This window comes from Sphingomonas sp. CD22 (assembly GCF_034556155.1).
GTDB lineage: Bacteria > Pseudomonadota > Alphaproteobacteria > Sphingomonadales > Sphingomonadaceae > Sphingomonas.
Window position 1 is genome coordinate 140,661 of the sequence record NZ_JAYDYX010000005.1, and the last position, 19,755, is coordinate 160,415.

A 19,755-nucleotide genomic window follows, 5' to 3' on the forward strand; every position below is an offset into this window, starting at 1 on the left:
GGGGTGGGGCGTCGGCCTAATCGCGCGATGCGCGGCCGCACTTGGGTATCACTGCTGCTCGCCCTGACGGCGTGCCGACCATCGCCGCCGGCGCCTTCCCCGCTCGTCCTGTGGGCATGGGAACGGCCGGAGGACCTGCGCTTCGCCAGGGGCCGCGCGGAGGTCGCGGTCGAGAGTGGCTCGATCGTGCTCGACGGCGAGGCGGTCGAGGCGCGCGGGCGGCGCTTTCCGCTGCTCGTCGCCGAACCACCGACGACGAGCGTCGTCCATGTCGAGATCCGCCGCGATCGCCCCCTCGTCTGGAATGCGGCGATGCGCGCGACGACGGCCGCGGCGATCCTGCATTACGCTACCCGCCTGCCCGTACGCCGCGTGCAGGTCGACTTCGAGGTTCGCGCGTCCGAACGCGCGATATTGCTCGATATCCTCGGCGACGTGCGCCGCGCGCTGCCGGGCGGTACCTTGTTGTCGATGACCGCGCTGGCGTCGTGGTGCGGCGAGAACTGGCTGGCGGGGGCACCGGTCGACGAGGTGGTCCCCATGCTCTTCCGCATGGGCCGGGGCGGCGAGGACGTGCGCGCGATGCTGGCGGAGGGAGGTGATCTGCGTCATGATCGCTGCAGAGGCGCGCTGGGGGTGGCGGTCGGCACGCCGGTGCCGCGTGCGCCGCCGGGGCGGCGGGTGTATCTGTTCGATCCGCGAAGCTGGACGCCGCGCGACTTCGCCGCGGTAGAGCAAGAGGTGAAGCGATGGCGGTGAGGTGGCGCGGTCCGGTCGGCTTTGCATTGGCGGCGGCGCTTGCGACGCGGGCGCTCGGCTCGGGCGATCCGACGCCGCGGCCCGTGTACGTCTTCGCCGATCCGCAGGACGCGGGCGAACGCGCCGCGATGGCGCAAGGGCGGCTGCCGATCGTCAAGGGTGCGACGAGCGATGCATTGCTGTTCCTCGACTGGCGGCGGCTGAACGGGCTGACGGTGGGGCAGCCCGCTGCCGATGCGCTTGCCGCCCCGTGCTGCGGCACCCCCGCGACCAAGCAGCGCGAGTGGCTGGACGCACGCCGCACGATACCGGGGGTGACGGACGTCTATTGGATCGCGGCGGAGCGCAACGGTCCGGCCTTCGTCGCGATCCCCACCTGCTTCGACGATGCCTTCGCGACCGCCGCTGCGACCCTGGCCGAGCGGGTGCGGCGTTACGGTAGCGCGGCACCGGCCGTCCGCGCGTGGGTCGACGCGCAGGACGCCGTATTCACGGCCTGTTCCAAGCCGGTCGCGGCGCTGCCGCCGCTGGCGGCCGACGCGCCGCCGTGGCTGCGCGCCGATCGCGCTTATCAGGACGCGGCCTTGGCGCTCTACAACGGGAACGCCGACGAGGCCGCGCGCCGCTTCGCCGCCATCGCCGGGGATGCGGCATCGCCCTGGCATCGGTCCGGCCTCTACCTGTCGGCACGCGCGCTGCTGCACGCCGCGATCGACACCCCTGCGCCTGCGCGCTTCGCCGCGGCGCATGCGGCGCTCGACCGGCTTGCCACCGCGCCTGCCGGCACGTTCGGACAGGGCGAGCTTGCGCGGATGCGCCAGATACTGGCCTTCCACGAACATCCCGAGCAGCTCCTCGCGCGGCTGGACCGGGAATTGAACGCGCCCGCGCCGCTGCCCGAGCCCGCAATTGCCCTTCGCGACTATCTCACGCTTGCCGACCGGCATCCGGCCAAGCCGGAGGCGGCGGATTGGATACGGACGATCCAGGCGAAGGATCGTGTCGCCGCGCTGTCGCATGCGGAGGAAGGCTGGCGGGCCAGCCGCAGGACCGCCTGGCTCGTCGCCGCCTTGATGCTCGCCGACCCCATGGATGCGGGCGCGGGCGCGCTGGCGGAAGCGGCCCGGCGGGTGCCGCCCGCCGATCCGGCATGGCTGACCGTGCAATATCACCGGCTTCGCTTGCTGACGCCGAATGCGGACGCGGCGCCGATCCGGGCGGAGGTGGACGCGGTGTTGGCGCGCAACGACCTCATCCGGTCGGACCGGAACGTCTTCGAAGCCGTACGGGCGCAAATGGCCTCGTCGCTCGCCGATTTCGCCGCGCATGTGCTGCGCGCGCCTTATTGCCGGACGGGAATCGCCACCTGCACCGCCGACTTCCGAACGGCGGGCGACGGCCTGATCGGCCGACGTCCCTCGGGTGACTTCGCAGGTTTGGGACCGGACGCGCGGGCGATGATCGACCGGCTTCCCCAGCGCGAACGGATGGCAATCGCCGACATGGCCGCGTTGCCGCGCGAAATTCGGCTCGACATCGCGCTCACCAGCTTCGTGCGCGCGGTGCAGCTTCGCGACGATGCTGCGGTGGATCATCTCGCCGGGCGGCTGACGACGCTGCTTCCGCAGGTCGCCGCCGACTGGCGCCGGATCGCGAATACGCCGCCGGGCGCGGACAAGCTGTTCGCCGAGGCGTTCGTGATGATGAAGATACCGAGCCTGCGGGCCGATCTGGCGGATTATGCGCGCCCGACCGGCACACTAGGCCAGTTCGGCGGCTATTGGGTGGATCTGCTGCTGCCACTGCCCGGCCGCAAAGGCGCCTCCCGCCCGTTTCCGCCCGACAGCGCGTATCTGCCCGACGGCTATTGGGACAGCGCCGCTGCGCCGAATCGCATGCAGGATCGGGTCGACCTGCCCTGTCTGGAAAAGTGCGGCCCCGGCATCTTTCCGCTGCATTATCCGCCGTTCGCGCTGCCGCTGCTGCCCCGCGCACAGGAGGAGCGCCGCTCGTTCCTCGTCTCCACCCGGCATTTCGACGCCAGCGGGAATCCGGTGACGATCCGGCCGCCGGGCGCATCGCTCTGGGAGAGCGGTCTCGCCTATGTCGCCAGGCATCCTAACGACTCCCGGGCGCCCGAAGCCTTGTACCGCCTGATCCGGGTCGCACGCTGGGGCGGCGGCCACGACCATCTCGGTCGCCGTGCGTTCCTGCTACTGCACCGGCGGTATCCCCGATCCAGATGGACGACGCGCTCTCCCTATTATTACGATTGAGCGCGATCTTCCGGACCTCGAACACTGCTGAGGACACCGTTGCGCTCTTCGTAGCTACCGCGCCTTATCCCAGCGTGTAGCGCAAGGTCGCGAAGACCGTGCGGGGGCTGCCGTAGTAATTGCCGCGGGCGGTCGAGAAGATGCGCGCATAATAGGTGCGATCCAGCACGTTGTTGACGTTGATCGACACGCCGAGCTGCTCGGTGAGTTTGTAGCCCGCGCGCAGGTCGAACACGGCATAGCTGCCCTGCCGGACCAGCGTCGACAGCACACGCGTGCCGTTGGCGGCGATCGACGACGGCGTCCCGCCGGAGGTGGCACCGAACACGGTCAGCCCGCCGCCGAAGCTCGCGCCGGCCAGCACGCCGGCCGTCGGCGCGTAATTGGTGAATGCCTTGCCCATATGGCGGGGGATGACCGGGACCAGCGATGTGCCCTCCAGCGCCGGGTTGATGTCCTCGAGCAATTTGGTCCGCGCGTAGCTGTAGCCGCCGTTGATCCGCCAGCCCGGCAGGATCTCGCCCGTCGCCTCCAGCTCGATGCCGCGTGCGCGCACCTTGCCGAGCTGATAGTAGAGATTGACGTCGACGGGGTCGTTGACCAGCCGGTTGCGCTGCGTGATCTGATAGGCCGCGGCGGAGAGCAGCAGCCGGTCCTGCATCAGCGACACCTTGCTGCCCGCCTCATATTGCTCGCCGACCATCGGCTGGATGCTGCCGCCGTCGCCCCGCTGGCGGCCGACCGGCTGCGCCTGCGGCGTGAAGCTGTCGGCGTAGCTGGCGTAGAGGTTGAGGTGGCGGGTCACGTCCCAGACCAATCCCGCATAAGGCGTGAAGCGGTTGTCGATCGTATAGCCGGTGCGCGCGCCCGCTGTCGGCAGCACGGTGCGCGTGTCGGTATCGAACCAGGTCAGGCGGCCGCCGCCGATCAGCGTCAGCCCGGCGAGCGGGCTCAGCCGCATCTGGCCGTACAGGCCATATTGTTCGAGGTGGGTGACCGACCCGCCATAAACCTGCGTGACGCATTGCGCCGGAGTCTGCACCGGCGTGCAGATGCCCGCGGCGCCCTGCACGGGATAGGGCGGCAGCGGGCCGTAGGGATCGAGCGGCGGCTCGGCCGGCGAGACGGGATCGAAGACGTCGATCCGCGCATAGTTCGACAGGCGGGTGAAATAGGAGGTGCCGGCACTCGCCTGGTAATCGGCGCCGAGGATCAGCGTCTGGTCGCGGCCGAACAGCGGGAAGCTGCCGATGCCGTTGACGTCGAACGAGCGCGTCTGCTGCTTGCTATCGCCGCGATAGGCGATCTGGTTGGTCAGGCCACGATTGGCCGGCGTCACCGGCTGCGCGCCGATATAGCTGTAGACGTCGACCCGATCGACGTCGGTGTAGAGCCCGGTCGCGCGCAACGTCCAGCGATCGGAAACGCGATGCGCCAGCTCGACGAAGCCCGACCAGGTCTCGGCATCGAAGCGGTTCCAGTCGGCGCCCAGATAGGTCGACCGCCGCACGTCGAGCAGCCGCCCGTCGCTGCCGTCGGCGCCGCCGGCATAGCCGGGCAGGCCGGACTGGACCGCCGGACGGAAGCGATCGTAATTCGCGCCTGCGGTCAACGTCGTCCGCGACCCGATCTCCAGCGTACCGACTGCGAAGGCCGCGAGCCGGTTGCGATGCGCCGTGTCGAAGAATTGATCCTGATCCTGCGCCATCACGCCGGCGCGGAGCGCGGCGATGCCGGCGATCGGTGTCGAGACGTCCAGTTCCAGACGGAGATTGTCGTAGCTGCCATAGCCGGCGCTCGCCTGCATCCGGGCGGTATCGAGCGGCCGCTTGCGCACCAGATTGATGCTGCCCGCGGGATTGCCCGATCCGCTGAACAGCCCGGCCGGCCCGCGCAGCACCTCTAGGCGGTCGTAGAAGAACAGGTCGGGCACCGCCGAAGGGAAGTTGACCGACAGCGTCGGGACGCCGTCGATCAGGTAATTGTTGATCGCGAAGCCGCGCGAAAGGAACGACGGGTCCTCGCTGCCGACGCCGTTGACGGTGATGCCGTTGGTCGCGGTCAGCGCGTCTTCGAGCGTGAAGAGGTTCTGCGCCTCGATCTGCTCGCGGTCGACCACGGTGATCGTGTTGGGCGTGTCCTTCAGCGGCGTGACGGTCTTGCCGACGCCGCGGCCATAGCTCTTGCCGACGACGAGTATCTCGTCCTCGCGCTGCGGAGCGGCCGCGCCCGTTTCCGACGGTTCGCCCGTGGCCGCCGGGGCGGGCACGGGCGCCGCGCCGCTCACCGGAGCCACGCCTGCGAGTAGAACGCTGAGATAGATCACTTGAATTCCCCTTCGATGCGCGGGGACCTAGCGTCATCATTGTTGCGAGTCACTAGCAATATCAATTGCTGGACTATGTCTGATTGTTAACGGCGTGTGGCCGCGGCGTGCGTTGGCGCCGCCTTGCCGATTGCCTGCACCCGCACCCCGCGCTACCCGCCGAAGATGCATCGCGCCCGCCCGCCCCTGTCCTGCCGCGTTCCGGATGAGCCGGCCGCGGATGCCGATACCGACATTTGCGTGGCCGCCGACGGCGCGGCGTTCGACGCCGCCGCGCCGATGACCCGCGCGTTCAACCATGTCGTCGCCGGCCCACATTTCCGCCGCCGTTTCGGACGCTGGCCCCTGCCCGCGGCCGATCCGCGATCGACGATCAACGACGTGATCTTCGGCCGGATGATCAATCCGCGCTGGACGGCGCTCGAACGCGCCTTCGTCGACAAGGAGACCGCGAAACGGGAAGCGCAACGGCTGTCGCCCGGATTGCGCGTGCCGGAGACGCAATCGGTGGTGGCGATGGAGGACGTCCCCTCGCCCGAGGCGCTGTTCGAGACGCTGCGCCCGTTCGTCGGCACCGAGACGATCGCCAAGCCGACGCATGCGAGCGGCGGCACCGTTTTCCTGCGCGACGTCACCGGACCCGACGACCTGCGTCGCCTGTTCTGGCTGGCGCAGGGCGATTACGCCGCGATCCTGCGCGAGATGCAATATTGGCGATTGCCGCGGAAGATCATAGTCGAGGCGCTGGTGCCGAGCGCCGCCGGGACCCTTCCCGACGATTACAAATTCCACTGCGTGCGCGGGCAGCCGCTGGTCTGCCAGGTCGATCACAGCCGCTTCGGCAAGCCGTGGAGCCGGCTCTATCGCGTCCCGAGCTTCGAGCCGATGGACCGCGACGACGGGCTCGAGCCGCCCCCGGGCCACGCGCTGCCCGCCGCCGAGCGGATCGCGGCGATGATGGCGGCGGCCAGGGCGCTGTCCGCGCCGTTCGATTTCGTCCGCGTCGACCTCTACGACGGCAGCGACGGCATCTATTTCGGCGAGCTGACCTTCACCCCGGCGGCATCGCTCGGCATCGCGCCGGCCGCGGCGGGCGACCATGCCGAGAATGCGACGCATCGGGTCTATAGCGGGATCGTGATGGCGGCGCTCGCGGGTGACCGGCGGGGCTGACCGCTAGAGAGGATTTACATCAAGCAAAATCCTCCCCCTGGCGGGGGAGGACTTTCAGCAAACCCGGATGTCGATCCGTTCCTCACCGCCGTCGCGGCGGCATCACCCTACGCGTCAGAACAGGCCGATCTTCGCCCCCAGCGCGTAGATCATGCCGCCGAAGCCCGCCAGAAACAGCACGGTGGCGACCGTCGCGCCGAGATCGATCCCGGCGTGGCGCCGCTTCACAGACCCGGCGCCGCTTTCACGATGCCGTGCACCTGCTCCAGCGTATCGAGGATGAGGTGGAGGTCGTCGGCGGTCAGCGCGCTCGCCTCGTCGACATAGTCGCCGGCGTCGAAGGTCGCGGCGAAGGCGTGGAGATGGTTGAGGGCTTCGCCCAACCGGTGGGTCGCTGCATCTTCGGTCATGCCGCCAGCCTAGCCATCCGCCGGTGATTCGCACAAGCGCGGCGCGGCCGGAGCGCGGTCCGGCCAACCTACGTCAGTAACTTTGGTTTGACAGCGGCCACCGCCCCCCCGCAGGACCGATCCGCGGGAGACGAGCGTGGCCAGCGTCGAAATAACAGGACTGACCAAGGGCTTCGGCGGCGTGACCGTGTTGCAGCCGACCGACCTCGTCGTCGAGGACGGCGAATTCCTCGTGCTGGTCGGCCCGTCGGGATGCGGCAAGTCGACGCTGTTGCGGATGATCGCCGGGCTCGAAGACCCCAGCGGCGGCCACGTCGCGATCGGCGGGCGCGACGTCACCCACGCGGCCCCGTCGGAACGCGGCGTCGCGATGGTCTTCCAATCCTATGCGCTCTATCCGCAGATGACCGTCGCACAGAACATCGCCTTTCCGCTCAAGGTCGCGGGCGTGGCGAAGCGCGAGATCACCGAGCGGGTGGCGGCGGTGGCGGCGATGCTCGACCTTTCCGACCTGCTCGATCGCCGTCCTCGCGCGCTATCCGGCGGTCAGCGCCAGCGCGTCTCGATCGCGCGCGCGGTGGTGCGCCGGCCGCGCGTGCTGCTGCTCGACGAGCCTTTGTCCAACCTCGACACCGCGCTGCGCGCGCGGATGCGGCACGAATTCGCGCGGCTGCACCAGCAGCTCGGCGCGACGATGATCTACGTGACGCACGACCAATTGGAGGCGATGACGCTCGCCAACCGCATCGTCGTGATGAGCGAGGGACGGGTCGAACAGGTCGGCGCGCCGCTCGACGTCTATCGCCGCCCGGCCAGCCTGGCCGTCGCCGCGGCGATCGGCTCGCCGGGGATGAACCTGCTGCCGGTGACGATCGCGCAGGCGAACGCGGACGGGGCCGTGGTCCGTCTGGCGGGCGGTGCCACGGTGCGCAGCGCCGCGCGCGTGCCCGCCGATGCGGTGGGCGCCGCCGCGACGCTGGGGGTGCGGCCGGAGCATCTCGTCGCGGCCGTGGACGGTGCGTTCGCCGGCACGGTCGAGCTGTTCGAGCGGCTGGGGCCGCTGTCGTTCGCGCATCTCGGCGCGCAGGGCGCGATCGGGACCATCGTCGCGCAATTGCCGGGGGATCGCGCGGTGACGCTCGGCGAGACGCTACGCTTCGACGTCGCCGCGGCGGATACGCATCTGTTCGCCGCCGACGGCCGCGCCTATCCCTTGATGCTGCCGCCGAGCAGCCCGGTCAGATAATAACGCTGGAGCGCGAGGAACAGCAGCAGCACCGGCATCGTCGTCACCACCGCCGCCGCCATCATCAATTCGCCGTCCGCGGCGTGTTCCCGCCCGATCGCGGCGATCGCCACCGGCAAGGTGTAGAGATGCTGGTCGGCGAGCACGATCAGCGGCCACAGGAAGTCGTTCCAGCTTCCCAGGAACAGGAACAGCGCCAGCGTGACGACGATCGGGGTGAGCAGCGGCAGCACGATGCTGACGAAGATCCGCGCCTCGCCCGCGCCGTCGATACGCGCCGCGTCGATCATCTCGTCGGGGATCGCCAGCGTCGCCTGGCGGACGAACAGGATCGCGAAGATGCCGGCGAGGCTGGGCAGGATGACGCCGGCATAGCTGTTGACCAGCCCCAGCTCCTTGAAGATCAGGAACAGGGGCAGCATCGCCACCTGCCCCGGCACGACCAGCGACGCGATCAATATCTGCAAGAGCCGCGCCCGCCCGCGGAAGCGCAGCTTGGCGAAGGCATAGCCCGCCGGCACGGTGAGCAGCAGCCCGAGCAGCGTGGAGGCCGCGGCGATCCCCAGGCTGTTCATCAGCGCCGGGACGATGCGATAGTCGAACCAGGCGCCGTCGATCGATCGCCGGACCAGCAGCTCGTAATAATTCTCGCCCGACCACCGCGATGGCCACAACGGCGTCGGCAGCGTGGTCGATTCGCCGCGCGGCATGAACGAGACGACGACCATATAGACGAGTGGCACGATGGTCAGCGCGGTCAGCACCGCCGCCGCGCCGGTCGAGACGATCGTGCGCAGCCGCCTCACAGCCATTCGTGGCGCCTCCCGATCCGCGTCTGCACGATCGTCACCGCGAGGATCATCAGGAACAGCACGAACGCGACCGCGCTCGCCTGCCCCAAATTCCACCATTTGAAGCCTTCGTCGAACATGAAATACAACACCGTCGTCGTGCTCTGCGCCGGGCCGCCGAGCGTCATCACATAGGGTTCGGCGAAGATCTGCAGGAAGCCGGCGACGCTCATCACCGTCGCCAGCAGCAGCGTCGGGCCGATCGCCGGCAGGGTGACGTGCCGGAAGCGGCCCCAGCGCCCCGCCCCGTCGAGCCGCGCCGCCTCGATCAGCTCGCCGGGCACAGCCGACAGCGCGGCGGTGAAGACGATCATGTTGTAGCCGAAGATCTTCCACGTCACGAAGAGCAGGATCGCGGGGATCGACATATGCGGGTCGCCCAGCCAGTCGACCGGCGCGATGCCGACCGCGGCGAGCGCGCGGTTGATCAGGCCGAAGCGCTGGTTGAACAGGATCCGCCACACCACCGCGGTGGCGACGACGCTGGTCACATAAGGCGCGAACAGCAGCACGCGCCACAGCGGCTTCCACCGCACGGTCGCATCGTTGAGCAACAAGGCGACGAACAGCGAGGTGCCGATCGCCATCGGCACGCCGAGCCCGGCGAACAGCAGGGTGTTGCCGAGCGCGCGCCAGAACAACGGCGTCGACAGCAATTCGGTGAAATTGCCGAGGCCGACGAAATGCAGGTTCGACCAGTCGGCGAGCGCGTAGATCGAATAATCGGTGACCGACAGCGCCAGCGCGAGCGCGGTCGGCAGCACGAAGACGAGCGCGATGATCGCCAGCACCGGCGCGGTGAACAGCCAGCCGGTCCGCTCCTGCCGCGTCATGCGATCCGCCCCGCCTCGACCAGCGCGCGGCGTCTGGCCAACAGGCGGTCGACCTGCCGGTCGAGCGCGGCGAGGGCCTGGTCGATCGTCTGCACCTGGCGGACGACGCGTTCGGCGGCGAACTGGATTTCGATCTTGATACGCTCCCATTCGATGACTGGCGGCGTGACGGCGGGCCAGCGCATCTGCTCGGCGAAAGGGCGCAAGATCGGATCGGCGAGCTGCGGCGACGTCCACGCGGCCGCCCGCGCCGGCAGATTGCCGATCAGCCGCTGATAGCGCAATTCGCTCTGTACGGAGGTCAGGTGGCGGACCAGTGCCCAGGCCTCGCGGGGGCGCCTCGTCTGGGTCGATACGCACAGGCTCGTGCTCAACCCGGAGACAACGCCGGCGCCGTGCGGACCGGGCAGCCGTGCCGTCGCCCAGCGATCGGCGGGGATCAGGTCTGCGCGGCGGGCGAAATCCTTCAGCGTCGTCGGCCCGCTCGGCCAGACCGCGCAATAGCCGGTGGCGAAGGCGGCGACCGGGTCCTGGATCTCGGTCGACAGCGCCATCGGGGCGTACCCGTCGGCGTAGAGCGAGGCATAATAACCGAAGGCGGCGCGCACCTCGGGCGTCTGGAAATCGCCGCGCGTGTTGCGGTCGCGCAGCAGCGTCGCGCCCGCCTGCGACAGCATCGTGATCAACCCGTCGGGCCAATTGAGCAGCATCAAAACGACGTAATCTTCGGGCCGGCGGCGTTTGATCGCGCGCGCCATCGTGCGCCAGCCGTCCCAATCCTCGGGCGGGCGGTCATAGCCGGCCTGTGCGAGGATATCGCGGCGGTAGAATTGCACCTGTGGCGCGACCGACCACGGCACCGCGTAACTGCGGCCCGCAAAGCGCGTCGCCGCCAGCACGCCGGGGACCAAGTCGGCGACGAGGTCGGGCGATTGCAGCGGCGCGATCGCCCCGATCATCGCGAACTCCTGGACCCAATCGTCATAGAGCATCAGCACGTCGGGCATCGCGCCGCCGGCGAAGGCGGTGAGCAGCTTCTCGTGGCTCGCGGTGGTCGGCAGCGACTGCACCTCGACGTCGATGCCCGTCGCGGCGGTGAAGGCGGGGATCAGCAGCGGCGAATAGTCGCCTTCGTAGCTCATCGCCCATAACGACAGTGGCTGGCGTGTCGCGCCGGTTCCGGCACAACCCGCGAGCGCCAGCGCGGGGATCAGCCCGAGCGCGGACCTGCGCGTCCATGCGACGTCCGTGCTGCCCTCTCCCATCGCCGCGACGATGGCGCATCCGGCGCTGCCGCACCACCCACGCTTTCGATTAAATTATTCAGATACCAACTGTTTTATCTACTACGCGCGACACACAGCGATTGAACCGCGGGGCGATGGCCTTAAGGATCGCGACAACAGAATGCCGGCGGAACCGAGCCGGTACACAGGGGAAATACCATGTCGCGCCGCATTCATCGCAGCCGCTGCCTGCTGTCAGGTGCGGCGCTCCTCGTCGCGCCGTTGGCGCAGGCCCAAACCACCGTACCTGCACCTGCACCTGCACCTGCCCCCGCAGCCGCCGCCGAGCCGGCCGCCGAGGCGCCCGCCGCCGACATCGTCGTCACCGGGTCGCGCATCCAGCGCCCCGATTACGCCGCGCCCAACCCGATCGTGTCGTTCGGCGCCGCCGATCTCCAGCAATCGGGCAACACCAACGTCACCACCTTCCTCCAGCGGGTGCCGGCGCTGACCAACTCGCTCGACAGCACGCGGACCGCGGGCAGCAACCAGGCGGACGGCAGCTTCGGCCAGGTCGGCCTCAATCTGCTCGACCTGCGCGGGCTCGGTCCCAACCGCACGCTGGTGCTGGTCAACGGCCGCCGCCATGTCGCCGGCCAGCCCGACACCGCCGCGGTCGACATCAACGCGATCCCGACCGATTTGATCGACCGCGTCGACGTGCTGACCGGCGCCGCCTCCGCGGTCTACGGCGCCGACGGCGTGTCGGGCGTCGTCAATTTCGTGATGAAGCGCGACTTCGACGGCATCTCGGCACGCTCGCAATTCGGCATCTCCGACCGCGGCGATGCCGCCAACCGCTTCGCCTCGATCGTCGCCGGCCGCAATTTCGCCGATGGCCGCGCCAATGTGACGCTCGCCTACGAATATAACGCCGACGAGCCGCTCGCCAACGACGACCGCTCCTACCTCACCGCCGCGCAGCGCCAGTATTTCGTCAACGTCGACAGCTACGTTCCCGGCCAGGCGGGCAGCTACCAGAAGGCGCCGCTCGGCGACCTGCGCTACCCTTCCAGCTCGAACCAGGGCATCATCTATATCGGCAACCTGACGTTCCGCGGCGACGGCGCGATCTACACGCCGGGCCGCGTCCTCCAGAACGACGGGTACAGCATCGGCGGCGACGACACACCGGTGGCGGGCTATATCGGCGACATCCTGCCGCGCACCCGCCGCCACGCGGTCAACGCGCTGGCGCATTACGATGCCTCCGACGCGTTCAAGATCAGCCTGGAAGGCAAGTTCGTCCAGTCGACGATCACCAGCTTCAGCGGCTATGGCGGCAATTATCCCGCGACGATCGCGCTCGACAATCCGTTCATCCCTGCGACCATCCTCACCGCGGCGCGCGCGGCGGGGCTGACCTCGGTCGACGTCAATCGCAACAATTTCGACATTCCCCGCCGCGGCGAGACCGATCGCCGACGCACCTATCGCGGCGTCGTCGACATCGCCGGGCGGCTGAACGACCATGCCAGCTACGACGTGTCCTACACCTACGGCCAGACCGACGTCCGCGCGACCAAGCTCAACGACCGGGTCAACACGCGCTTCCTCGAAGCGCTCGACGCGGTGCGCGGCCCCGGCGGCACGATCGTCTGCCGATCGGCGGCGGCGCAGGCGGCGGGCTGCGTTCCGGTCAACACCTTCGGCGGCGGCACCGTCGATCCCGCCTCCTACGCTTATTATCTCGACAATCCGGTGAGCAACGCGCGGATCACCCAGCATGTCGTCAATGCCGCGCTGACGGGCGACTTCGGCCAGTTCTTCGAATTGCCCGGCGGCCCGGTCGCCTTTGCCGCGGGTGGCGAATATCGGCGCGAATCGAGCCGCTTCACGCCCGCCCAATCGCTCGTCGACAACGCCTTCTACCAATATGACGAATATATCATCCCGACCGCGTCGCGCGGCCGTTTCGACGTATGGGAGGCGTTCGGCGAGCTGAACGCGCCGCTGATCAAGGATCGGCCGTTCTTCCACCTGCTCTCGGTCGGCGCGGCGGGACGCTATTCGGACTATTCGACGGTCGGCTCGACCAGGGCCTATCAGTTCAACGGCATCTGGGCGCCGATCCGCGCGATCAGCTTCCGCGGCTCCTATGGACGTTCCGTGCGCGCACCCAATATCGGCGAGCTGTTCCGCCCGACGACCGGATCGAGCGCCTTCTTCTCCGACCCCTGCTACGTCGGCAACCGCAATCTCGGCAGCACCTCGCGTGCCGCCAATTGCGTCGCGCTGATCAGCGGGCTGGGCGGCAATCCTGCGGCCTTCACCGCGGCCAACAATCCCGATGCCGCGATCTTCATCCCCGGATCGGTGTCGGGCAACCCCGATCTGAAGGCGGAGGTGGCGCGGACGTGGACCGCGGGCGTGGTGCTGCGCCCCGACTTCGTTCCCGGCCTGTCGATCGGTGTCGACTGGTACGACATCCGCCTGCGCGATGCGATCAACAACCCCAATGGCGATGCCGCCAACAGCATCGCCGCGCTCTGCGTCGACCAGCCGACGCTCGCCAATCCGTTCTGCGGGCAGATCAGCCGGCGCACCGGCAGCGGCTTCATCAACGGCTATACGATCACGCCGCAGAACGTCTCCGCCTTCCGCACCTCGGGCGCCGAACTCAACGTCGCCTATCGCTTCCGCACCAGCGGCGCCGGCACCTTCGACGTGCGCCTGGTCGGCGGCTATCTGAACACGCTCGAACAGGTGGCGACGCCGGGCGCCGAGGTCGAGAACAACGTCGACCAGATCTTCCGCCCGCGGTGGAACGCGACGCTGTCGCCGACGTGGAGCGACGGCCCGCTGACGCTGAGCTACAATCTGCGCTGGCAGAACGGCGTGCGCCGCTTCAGCCGATTCGAGAGCGACGGCAACGCCAACCTCGTCGATCCCCGCTATTTCCGCTACAAGGCGCTGTGGCAGCACGACGTGCAGGCGCAGATCGAGGTCGCCCGCGATTTCGCCTTCTACGGCGGGGTCAACAATCTGACCGACCAGAAACCCGATATCGGCTTCCAGACCAATGTGCCGATCTCGCCGGTCGGCCGCTACCTCTATGCGGGCGCCAAGGTGCGGTTCGGCGGCAGCTGAGTTGCCCGGCGCTTGATCGTGCGGCGGAAACTGGCAATGAGCGGCGATGCTCCACGTTCCGCTGCTGTTCGCGCCGCTCGCGACCTATGACGTCGTCATCCCCTGCCACAACCGCGCCCATGTCGTGGCCGATGCGGTCGCCAGCGTGCTGGCGCAGGATCATCCGCCCGCCCGCGTGATCGTCGTCGACGATGGCTCGTCCGACGACAGCGCGGCGGTGATCCGCGCGCTCGCCGCGGCGCATCCGTCGGTCGAGGCGATCGTGCTGCCCCGCAACGTCGGCGCGTCGCAGGCGCGCAACACCGGCGCGGGCGCGGCGCGATCCGACTGGATCGCGTTCCTCGACAGCGACGACGTCTGGCTGCCCGGCGCGGCGCGCGCGCTGCTCGACGGCACCGCGGGCGGGCTGCACGACATCGTCGTCGGCCATTTCGCCCGCGTCGAGGGCGACGGCGCGCCGCAAGCGCCCGAATGCGGCTGGGACGGCGGCTGCATCCGTCGCGGGCTGGCGAGCGGCGGCGTCATCGGCCCGAGCTGGTCGATCGTCCGCCGCGCTGTGGTGGCGCAGGTCGAGGGGTTCGACCCCAGCTTCCACAATTGCAACGACTGGGATTTCTACACCCGTGCCGCCGCGGCGGGCGCCCGCTTCGCGCGGATCGAAGCCTGCGTCGCGCTCTATCGCACCGTCGCGGGCAGCCGGCTGGTCAACGACACCGCGATCGGCGCGCGCAACGCCGACCGCGTCCTCGCGCACCCCTATCTGATGGCGCTGACCGCCTGATCAATTGGTCGCGGCCGCCGCCGGCAAGGCGCGGAACAGCGGCGGCGGCGCTTCGACCAACGTGTCCGCCGGCACGTCCTGGCGCAGCCAGACGCCGCCGCCGATCCGCGAGCGCGCGCCGATCGTCACCCGGCCGACGATCGTCGCATTGGCGTGGATCACCACATCGTCCGCGACGATCGGATGGCGCGGCGCGCCCGATTTGTCGCCGAACAGATCGGGGTCGCCGCCCAGCGTGACGCCCTGGTAGAGGCGGACGCGGTCGCCGAGGATCGCGGTCTCGCCGATCACCACGCCGGTGCCGTGATCGATGAAGAACCGCCGGCCGATGCGGGCGGCGGGGTGGATGTCGATCCCCGTTCCGGCATGCGCGATCTCCGCGATCAGCCGCGCGACCAGCGGCGCGCCGAGGCGGTACAGCAGATGCGCGATGCGATGATGGATGATCGCGGTGAACGACGGATAGGCGACGAGCACCTCGTCGACGCTGCGCGCCGCGGGATCGGCGGCATAGGCCGCCTCCACATCGCTGTCGAGGATGCGGCGGATCTCCGGCAGCCCAGCCGCGAACGCGCCGATCAGCCACTCGGCGCGCACCGCCGTCGCATGGCTGTCGCCGTCGCTGCCGCTATAGCCGAGTTCGAGATCGACCTGCGCGGCGAGCTGCGCCAGCGTCGATTCGACCGAGGCGGCGATGAACGCATTCTCGTTGGCGACGGTCAGCTCCGACGGGCCGAGACGCAGCGGGAACAGCGCGGTACCGAGCTCCCCGGTGATCCGCTTGAGCGCCTGGCGCGAGGGAAAGCGGCTGCCGCGTTCGTCGTTGTGCGGATGCGCGGTGCGCCACTCGATCCGCGCGCGCTGCAATCGCTCGACGACGACGTCGATCTCCTGCGGGAAGGCGATCGACGGAAAATCGTCGGCGCTGGGCTCAACCATGGTTTCGATCCTTGCTGCGGCCTGCCATCTCGGCGGAGCATGGCGGCTTGGCAAAGCAGCTTGGTTTGCCCCGCGGATAGGCTGGATTTCAGCGCTCGCCGGATCAGTGCAGCTTGAGCCGCGGCCGGACGATCCGGTTGACGTGGCCGATCACGATCAGCGCGCAGCCCTTGATCCAGCCATGGATGGCGATCAGGTGCATCCGGTACAAAGAGAGATAGACGAACCGCGCCAGCCGCCCCTCGATCGCGAGCTTGCCGCCGACCAGATTGCCCATCAGCGTGCCGACGGTCGAGAAGCGGCTCAGCGACACCAGCGAGCCATGATCCCGATAGACGAATGGCCGCAACGGTTTGCCTGCCATCAGCTGCCTGAGATTGACGAAGACCGCCGCCGCCATCTGATGCGCGGCCTGCGCGCGCGGCGGCACCGGTCGATCGCTGCCCGGCAGCGTGCACGCCGCGCAATCGCCGATCGCGAAGATCCGCGCGTCGCCGACGCTCTGCAAGGTCGGCGTCACCACCACCTGCCCGCCGCGGGCAAGGTCGAGGCCGTCGAGACCGTCGGCGATCGGGACCGCCTTCACCCCCGCCGCCCAGACCATCAGATCGGCATCGATCCGCTCGCCGCCGCCGGTGGTCAGGCCGTCGCGGTCCGCGGCGGTCACCGGCGTTCCGGTCAACACGCGCACGCCGAGCGCTTCCAATTCGCCGCGGGCGGCATCGGCGAGCCGGTCGGGCAAAGCGGGAAGGATGCGCGGACCCGCCTCGATCAGTGTCACCGCGAGCCGGCTCTCATCGAACACCTCCAGCCCGTAATGACCGAGCGCGGCGGCGGCGTTGAACAATTCGGCGGCCAGCTCGACCCCGGTCGCGCCGCCGCCGACGATGGCGATGCGGACGTGCGCGTCGCTGGCCGGGTCGGCGGTCATCGTCCGCGAGACGCGCAGGCAATGATCGAGCAGCCGGTCGCGGAAACGGTCGGCCTGCGCGCGGCTGTCGAGGAAGGTGCAATTCTCCGCCACGCCGGGCGTGCCGAAATCGTTGGTCACCGAGCCGTAGGCGAGCACCAGATAATCGTAGCGGATCGAATGCGCGGCGATCACCTCGCGCCCCCGATCGTCGAACACCGGCGCCAGATGGACCTGCCGCGCGGTCCGGTCGATCGCGCGCAGCGTGCCGTAGAAGAAGCGATAGCCCCAGCGATGGCAATGGCTGCGATAGCCGACCTCGTCCATGTTGGCGTCGAGCGAGCCGGTCGCCACCTCGTGCAGCAGCGGCTTCCAGATGTGCGTGCGGTTGCGATCGACGACGATGATGTCGTGCCGCCTGCGGCCGTAGCGCGCGCCCAGCCGGGTGGCGAGTTCGAGCCCCGCCGCGCCGCCGCCGACGATGACGATCTGGATCTTCGACGTCATGGGTCCGTCTCCGCGTCGAACGCGCGGGCGGCCGGTGCCGCCTGCGCGTAGGTTACGGCATCCCCTCGCTCCCGGTCACCGGACCGGGCCGGTGCGGCGACCATGAACGCGGTCGACCTGCTCGTCTTGCGGCGCAGTATATCGTCCGAGGACGGTTTGGGTAGATGTCGAACCTTGGCGTCATGCTTTCAACCACGCCGTCATTATGGTGAGCGCGAAGACTTGGAGGAATGCCTTATGTACCCCGGCGGAGGCCGGGCCCAGTTGGGTGACGGTTCGGAACTACTTACAACGACCTTCCCAACTGGGCCCCGGCCTTCGCAGGGTACAGCCTTTGGGGTTTGTGGCGACTCTCGCAGAGCTGCCGAAAGCGCGGCGCCTTCGGCCAAACTTCACCAATGCTCCCGCGCAGGCGGGAGCCCAGGAGTCACGCGCATGGTGGGTCGTTGCTCTGCTTGGCCCTGGGTTCCCGCATCCGCGGGAACACAGGATGGGAAATCGGCTGTCGCAAAACCCCGCGGAAGCACGAGCACCGGCGTCCAAAGCGCCGGCGCCCCCGCGGCTCACGCCGCGCGGAACATCTCCGGCGGCAGTGCCATCAGGCTCTCCGCGCCGCCCTCGATCTTGCGGCGCAGCGCACCCGCGTCGGGCGCGATCCGCTCGGCGAAGAAGCGGGCGGTGACCAGCTTGGCGTCGAGGAACGCGGTGTCGCCCTCTCCCGCAGTCTTCAGTTCGGCGGCGGCCTTGGCCATCCGCAGCCACATCAGGCCGGTGGCGACGATGCCCATCAAATGCATGTACGGCACCGCGCCGGCGCCGACATTCTCCGGGTTCTTCATGCCGTTCGCCATGAACCACATCGTCGCCGCCTGCAGCTCGCCGAGTGCCTTCTTGAGCGCGACGGCGATCGCCGCGGTCGCCTCGACGCCCTCGGCGGCCGTCGTTTCCTCGGTCACGATCTTGAACAGGGCCTGCACCGCACGGCCGCCCTTCAGCGCGAGCTTGCGGCCGACGAGGTCCATCGCCTGCACGCCGTTGGTGCCCTCGTAGATCATCGCGATGCGGGCATCGCGGACATATTGCTCCATGCCCCATTCGGCGATGTAGCCGTGGCCGCCATAGACCTGCTGCGCGTTGGTCGCGACCTCATAGCCCTTGTCGGTGCCGACACCCTTGATCACCGGCGTGAGCAGGCCGATCAGGTCGCCCGCCATCTCCCGCTCCTCGTCGGTGCCGGCATGATGCTCCAGATCGACCTGCAACGCGCCCCACAGGCAGAGCGCGCGCAGACCCTCGGTCCACGCCTTGCCCTCCATCAACATGCGGCGGATGTCGGGGTGGACGAACAACGTGTCCGCTTTCTCCTCGGGCTGCTTCGGGCCGGTGAGCGCGCGGCCCTGACGGCGGTCCTCGGCATATTGGACGGCGTTCTGATAGGCGACCTCGGCGATGCCGAGCCCTTGCAGGCCGACGCCGAGCCGTGCCGCGTTCATCATGATGAACATCGCGGCAAGGCCCTTCATCTCCTCGCCGACCAGCCAGCCCTTGGCGCCGTCATAGTTCATCACGCAGGTCGAATTGGCGTGGATGCCCATCTTGTGCTCGATCGAGCCGCAGGTGACCGCGTTGCGCTCGCCGAGGCTGCCGTCGTCGTTGACCAGCACTTTGGGGACGACGAACAGCGAGATGCCCTTCGAACTGTCCGGCGCGCCCGGCGTCTTGGCCAGCACGAGATGGATGATGTTGTCGGTCAGGTCATGCTCGCCGGCCGAGATGAAGATCTTGGTGCCGGTGATCGCATAGGAGCCATCCGCCTGCGGCTCCGCCTTGGTGCGGATCAGGCCGAGGTCGGTGCCGCATTGCGGCTCGGTGAGGTTCATCGTGCCGCCCCATTCGCCCGACACCATCTTGGGGACGTACATCCGCTGCTGCTCGGGGCTGCCCTTGGCGACCAGCGCGGCGATCGCGCCGTGCGTCAGGCCGGGGTACATGGCGAAGGCCATGTTGGACGAAATCATATATTCCTGGAAGGCGATCGACACGACGTGCGGCATGCCCTGGCCGCCATATTCCGGCGCATTGCCCAGCGTCGCCCAGCCGCTCTCGACATATCGGCTATAGGCTTCCTTGAAGCCGGCGGGCGTGGTGACGCTGCCGTCCTCGTTCCGGGTGCAGCCTTCGAGGTCGCCCGACTGGTTGAGCGGGAACAGCACCTCGGCGACGAAGCGGCCGCCCTCCTCCAGCACCGCCTCGACCACGTCTGGGGTGGCGGCGTCGAAACCGGGCAAATTGGCGTAATTCTGCAGGCCGACGACATGTTCGAGGATGAAGCGCGTGTCGCGGACGGGGGGCGTATACTGGGGCATCC

General features: G+C 68.8%; 14 protein-coding genes. 6 read left to right on the top strand and 8 right to left on the bottom strand.

From position 1 onward, the window contains the following. The first annotated feature begins 27 nt into the window (after positions 1-27). The gene (locus SFC76_RS11425) at positions 28-759 is read left to right on the top strand and encodes a hypothetical protein (RefSeq protein WP_322849594.1); all 732 of its coding nucleotides are present in this window, start codon (positions 28-30) and stop codon (positions 757-759) included. Next, on the top strand, positions 750-3,035 hold the full coding sequence (locus SFC76_RS11430) for a hypothetical protein (protein ID WP_322849595.1): 2,286 nt from the start codon (positions 750-752) through the stop codon (positions 3,033-3,035). Before SFC76_RS11425 ends, SFC76_RS11430 begins: the two co-directional genes overlap by 10 nt. A gap of 64 nt (positions 3,036-3,099) precedes the next feature. On the opposite strand, the gene SFC76_RS11435 is transcribed toward SFC76_RS11430, so the two are convergent. Further along, positions 3,100-5,361, bottom strand: a complete 2,262-nt coding sequence (locus tag SFC76_RS11435; RefSeq protein WP_322849596.1) for a TonB-dependent siderophore receptor — start codon at positions 5,359-5,361, stop codon at positions 3,100-3,102. 240 nt (positions 5,362-5,601) lie between these two features. Here SFC76_RS11435 and SFC76_RS11440 point away from each other — a divergent pair, with 240 nt between their 5' ends. Continuing rightward, positions 5,602-6,534 carry an ATP-grasp fold amidoligase family protein gene (locus tag SFC76_RS11440; RefSeq protein ID WP_322849597.1) on the top strand — a complete coding sequence of 311 codons (933 nt, stop codon included), beginning with the start codon at positions 5,602-5,604 and terminating at the stop codon, positions 6,532-6,534. Positions 6,535-6,758: 224 nt separating this feature from the next. Here SFC76_RS11440 and SFC76_RS11445 read toward each other — a convergent pair whose 3' ends face one another. Then, positions 6,759-6,944: a hypothetical protein gene (locus SFC76_RS11445; protein WP_322849598.1), complete on the bottom strand. Its 186-nt coding sequence runs from the start codon at positions 6,942-6,944 to the stop codon at positions 6,759-6,761. A 136-nt stretch (positions 6,945-7,080) separates the two neighbouring features. Between SFC76_RS11445 and SFC76_RS11450 the strand changes: the two genes are divergently transcribed. Next, positions 7,081-8,190 (top strand): ABC transporter ATP-binding protein, encoded by a 1,110-nt coding sequence (locus SFC76_RS11450; protein ID WP_322849599.1) that lies wholly within the window; start codon positions 7,081-7,083, stop codon positions 8,188-8,190. Here SFC76_RS11450 and SFC76_RS11455 read toward each other — a convergent pair. From SFC76_RS11455 to SFC76_RS11465, 3 genes are read right to left on the bottom strand one after another with little or no spacing between them, the layout of a single operon-like run. Next, positions 8,151-9,002, bottom strand: a complete 852-nt coding sequence (locus SFC76_RS11455) for a carbohydrate ABC transporter permease (protein ID WP_322849600.1) — start codon at positions 9,000-9,002, stop codon at positions 8,151-8,153. The two genes, SFC76_RS11450 and SFC76_RS11455, sit on opposite strands and share 40 nt — an antisense overlap. After that, positions 8,993-9,874, bottom strand: coding sequence for a carbohydrate ABC transporter permease (locus SFC76_RS11460; protein ID WP_322849601.1), 882 nt, complete (start codon positions 9,872-9,874; stop codon positions 8,993-8,995). Before SFC76_RS11460 ends, SFC76_RS11455 begins: the two co-directional genes overlap by 10 nt. Beyond that, entirely contained in the window at positions 9,871-11,139 is a 1,269-nt protein-coding gene (locus SFC76_RS11465) for an extracellular solute-binding protein (RefSeq protein ID WP_322849602.1), read from the bottom strand. The genes SFC76_RS11460 and SFC76_RS11465 overlap by 4 nt, the downstream gene beginning before the upstream one ends. 180 nt (positions 11,140-11,319) lie before the next feature. Between SFC76_RS11465 and SFC76_RS11470 the strand changes: the two genes are divergently transcribed. Both SFC76_RS11470 and SFC76_RS11475 read left to right on the top strand, forming a co-directional pair. After that, a complete protein-coding gene (locus SFC76_RS11470; protein ID WP_322849603.1) occupies positions 11,320-14,250 on the top strand; it encodes a TonB-dependent receptor domain-containing protein in 2,931 nt (976 codons plus the stop codon). A gap of 46 nt (positions 14,251-14,296) precedes the next feature. Continuing rightward, positions 14,297-15,031: a glycosyltransferase family 2 protein gene (locus tag SFC76_RS11475; protein ID WP_322849604.1), complete on the top strand. Its 735-nt coding sequence runs from the start codon at positions 14,297-14,299 to the stop codon at positions 15,029-15,031. On the opposite strand, the gene epsC is transcribed toward SFC76_RS11475, so the two are convergent. From epsC to SFC76_RS11490, 3 genes are all read right to left on the bottom strand, one after another. Continuing rightward, positions 15,032-15,970 (bottom strand): serine O-acetyltransferase EpsC, encoded by a 939-nt coding sequence (gene epsC / locus SFC76_RS11480; protein WP_322849605.1) that lies wholly within the window; start codon positions 15,968-15,970, stop codon positions 15,032-15,034. A gap of 103 nt (positions 15,971-16,073) precedes the next feature. Continuing rightward, a complete protein-coding gene (locus SFC76_RS11485; protein WP_322849606.1) occupies positions 16,074-17,387 on the bottom strand; it encodes an NAD(P)/FAD-dependent oxidoreductase in 1,314 nt (437 codons plus the stop codon). A 563-nt stretch (positions 17,388-17,950) separates the two neighbouring features. Then, positions 17,951-19,753, bottom strand: coding sequence for an acyl-CoA dehydrogenase C-terminal domain-containing protein (locus SFC76_RS11490; protein ID WP_322849607.1), 1,803 nt, complete (start codon positions 19,751-19,753; stop codon positions 17,951-17,953). Positions 19,754-19,755: the final 2 nt, after the last annotated feature.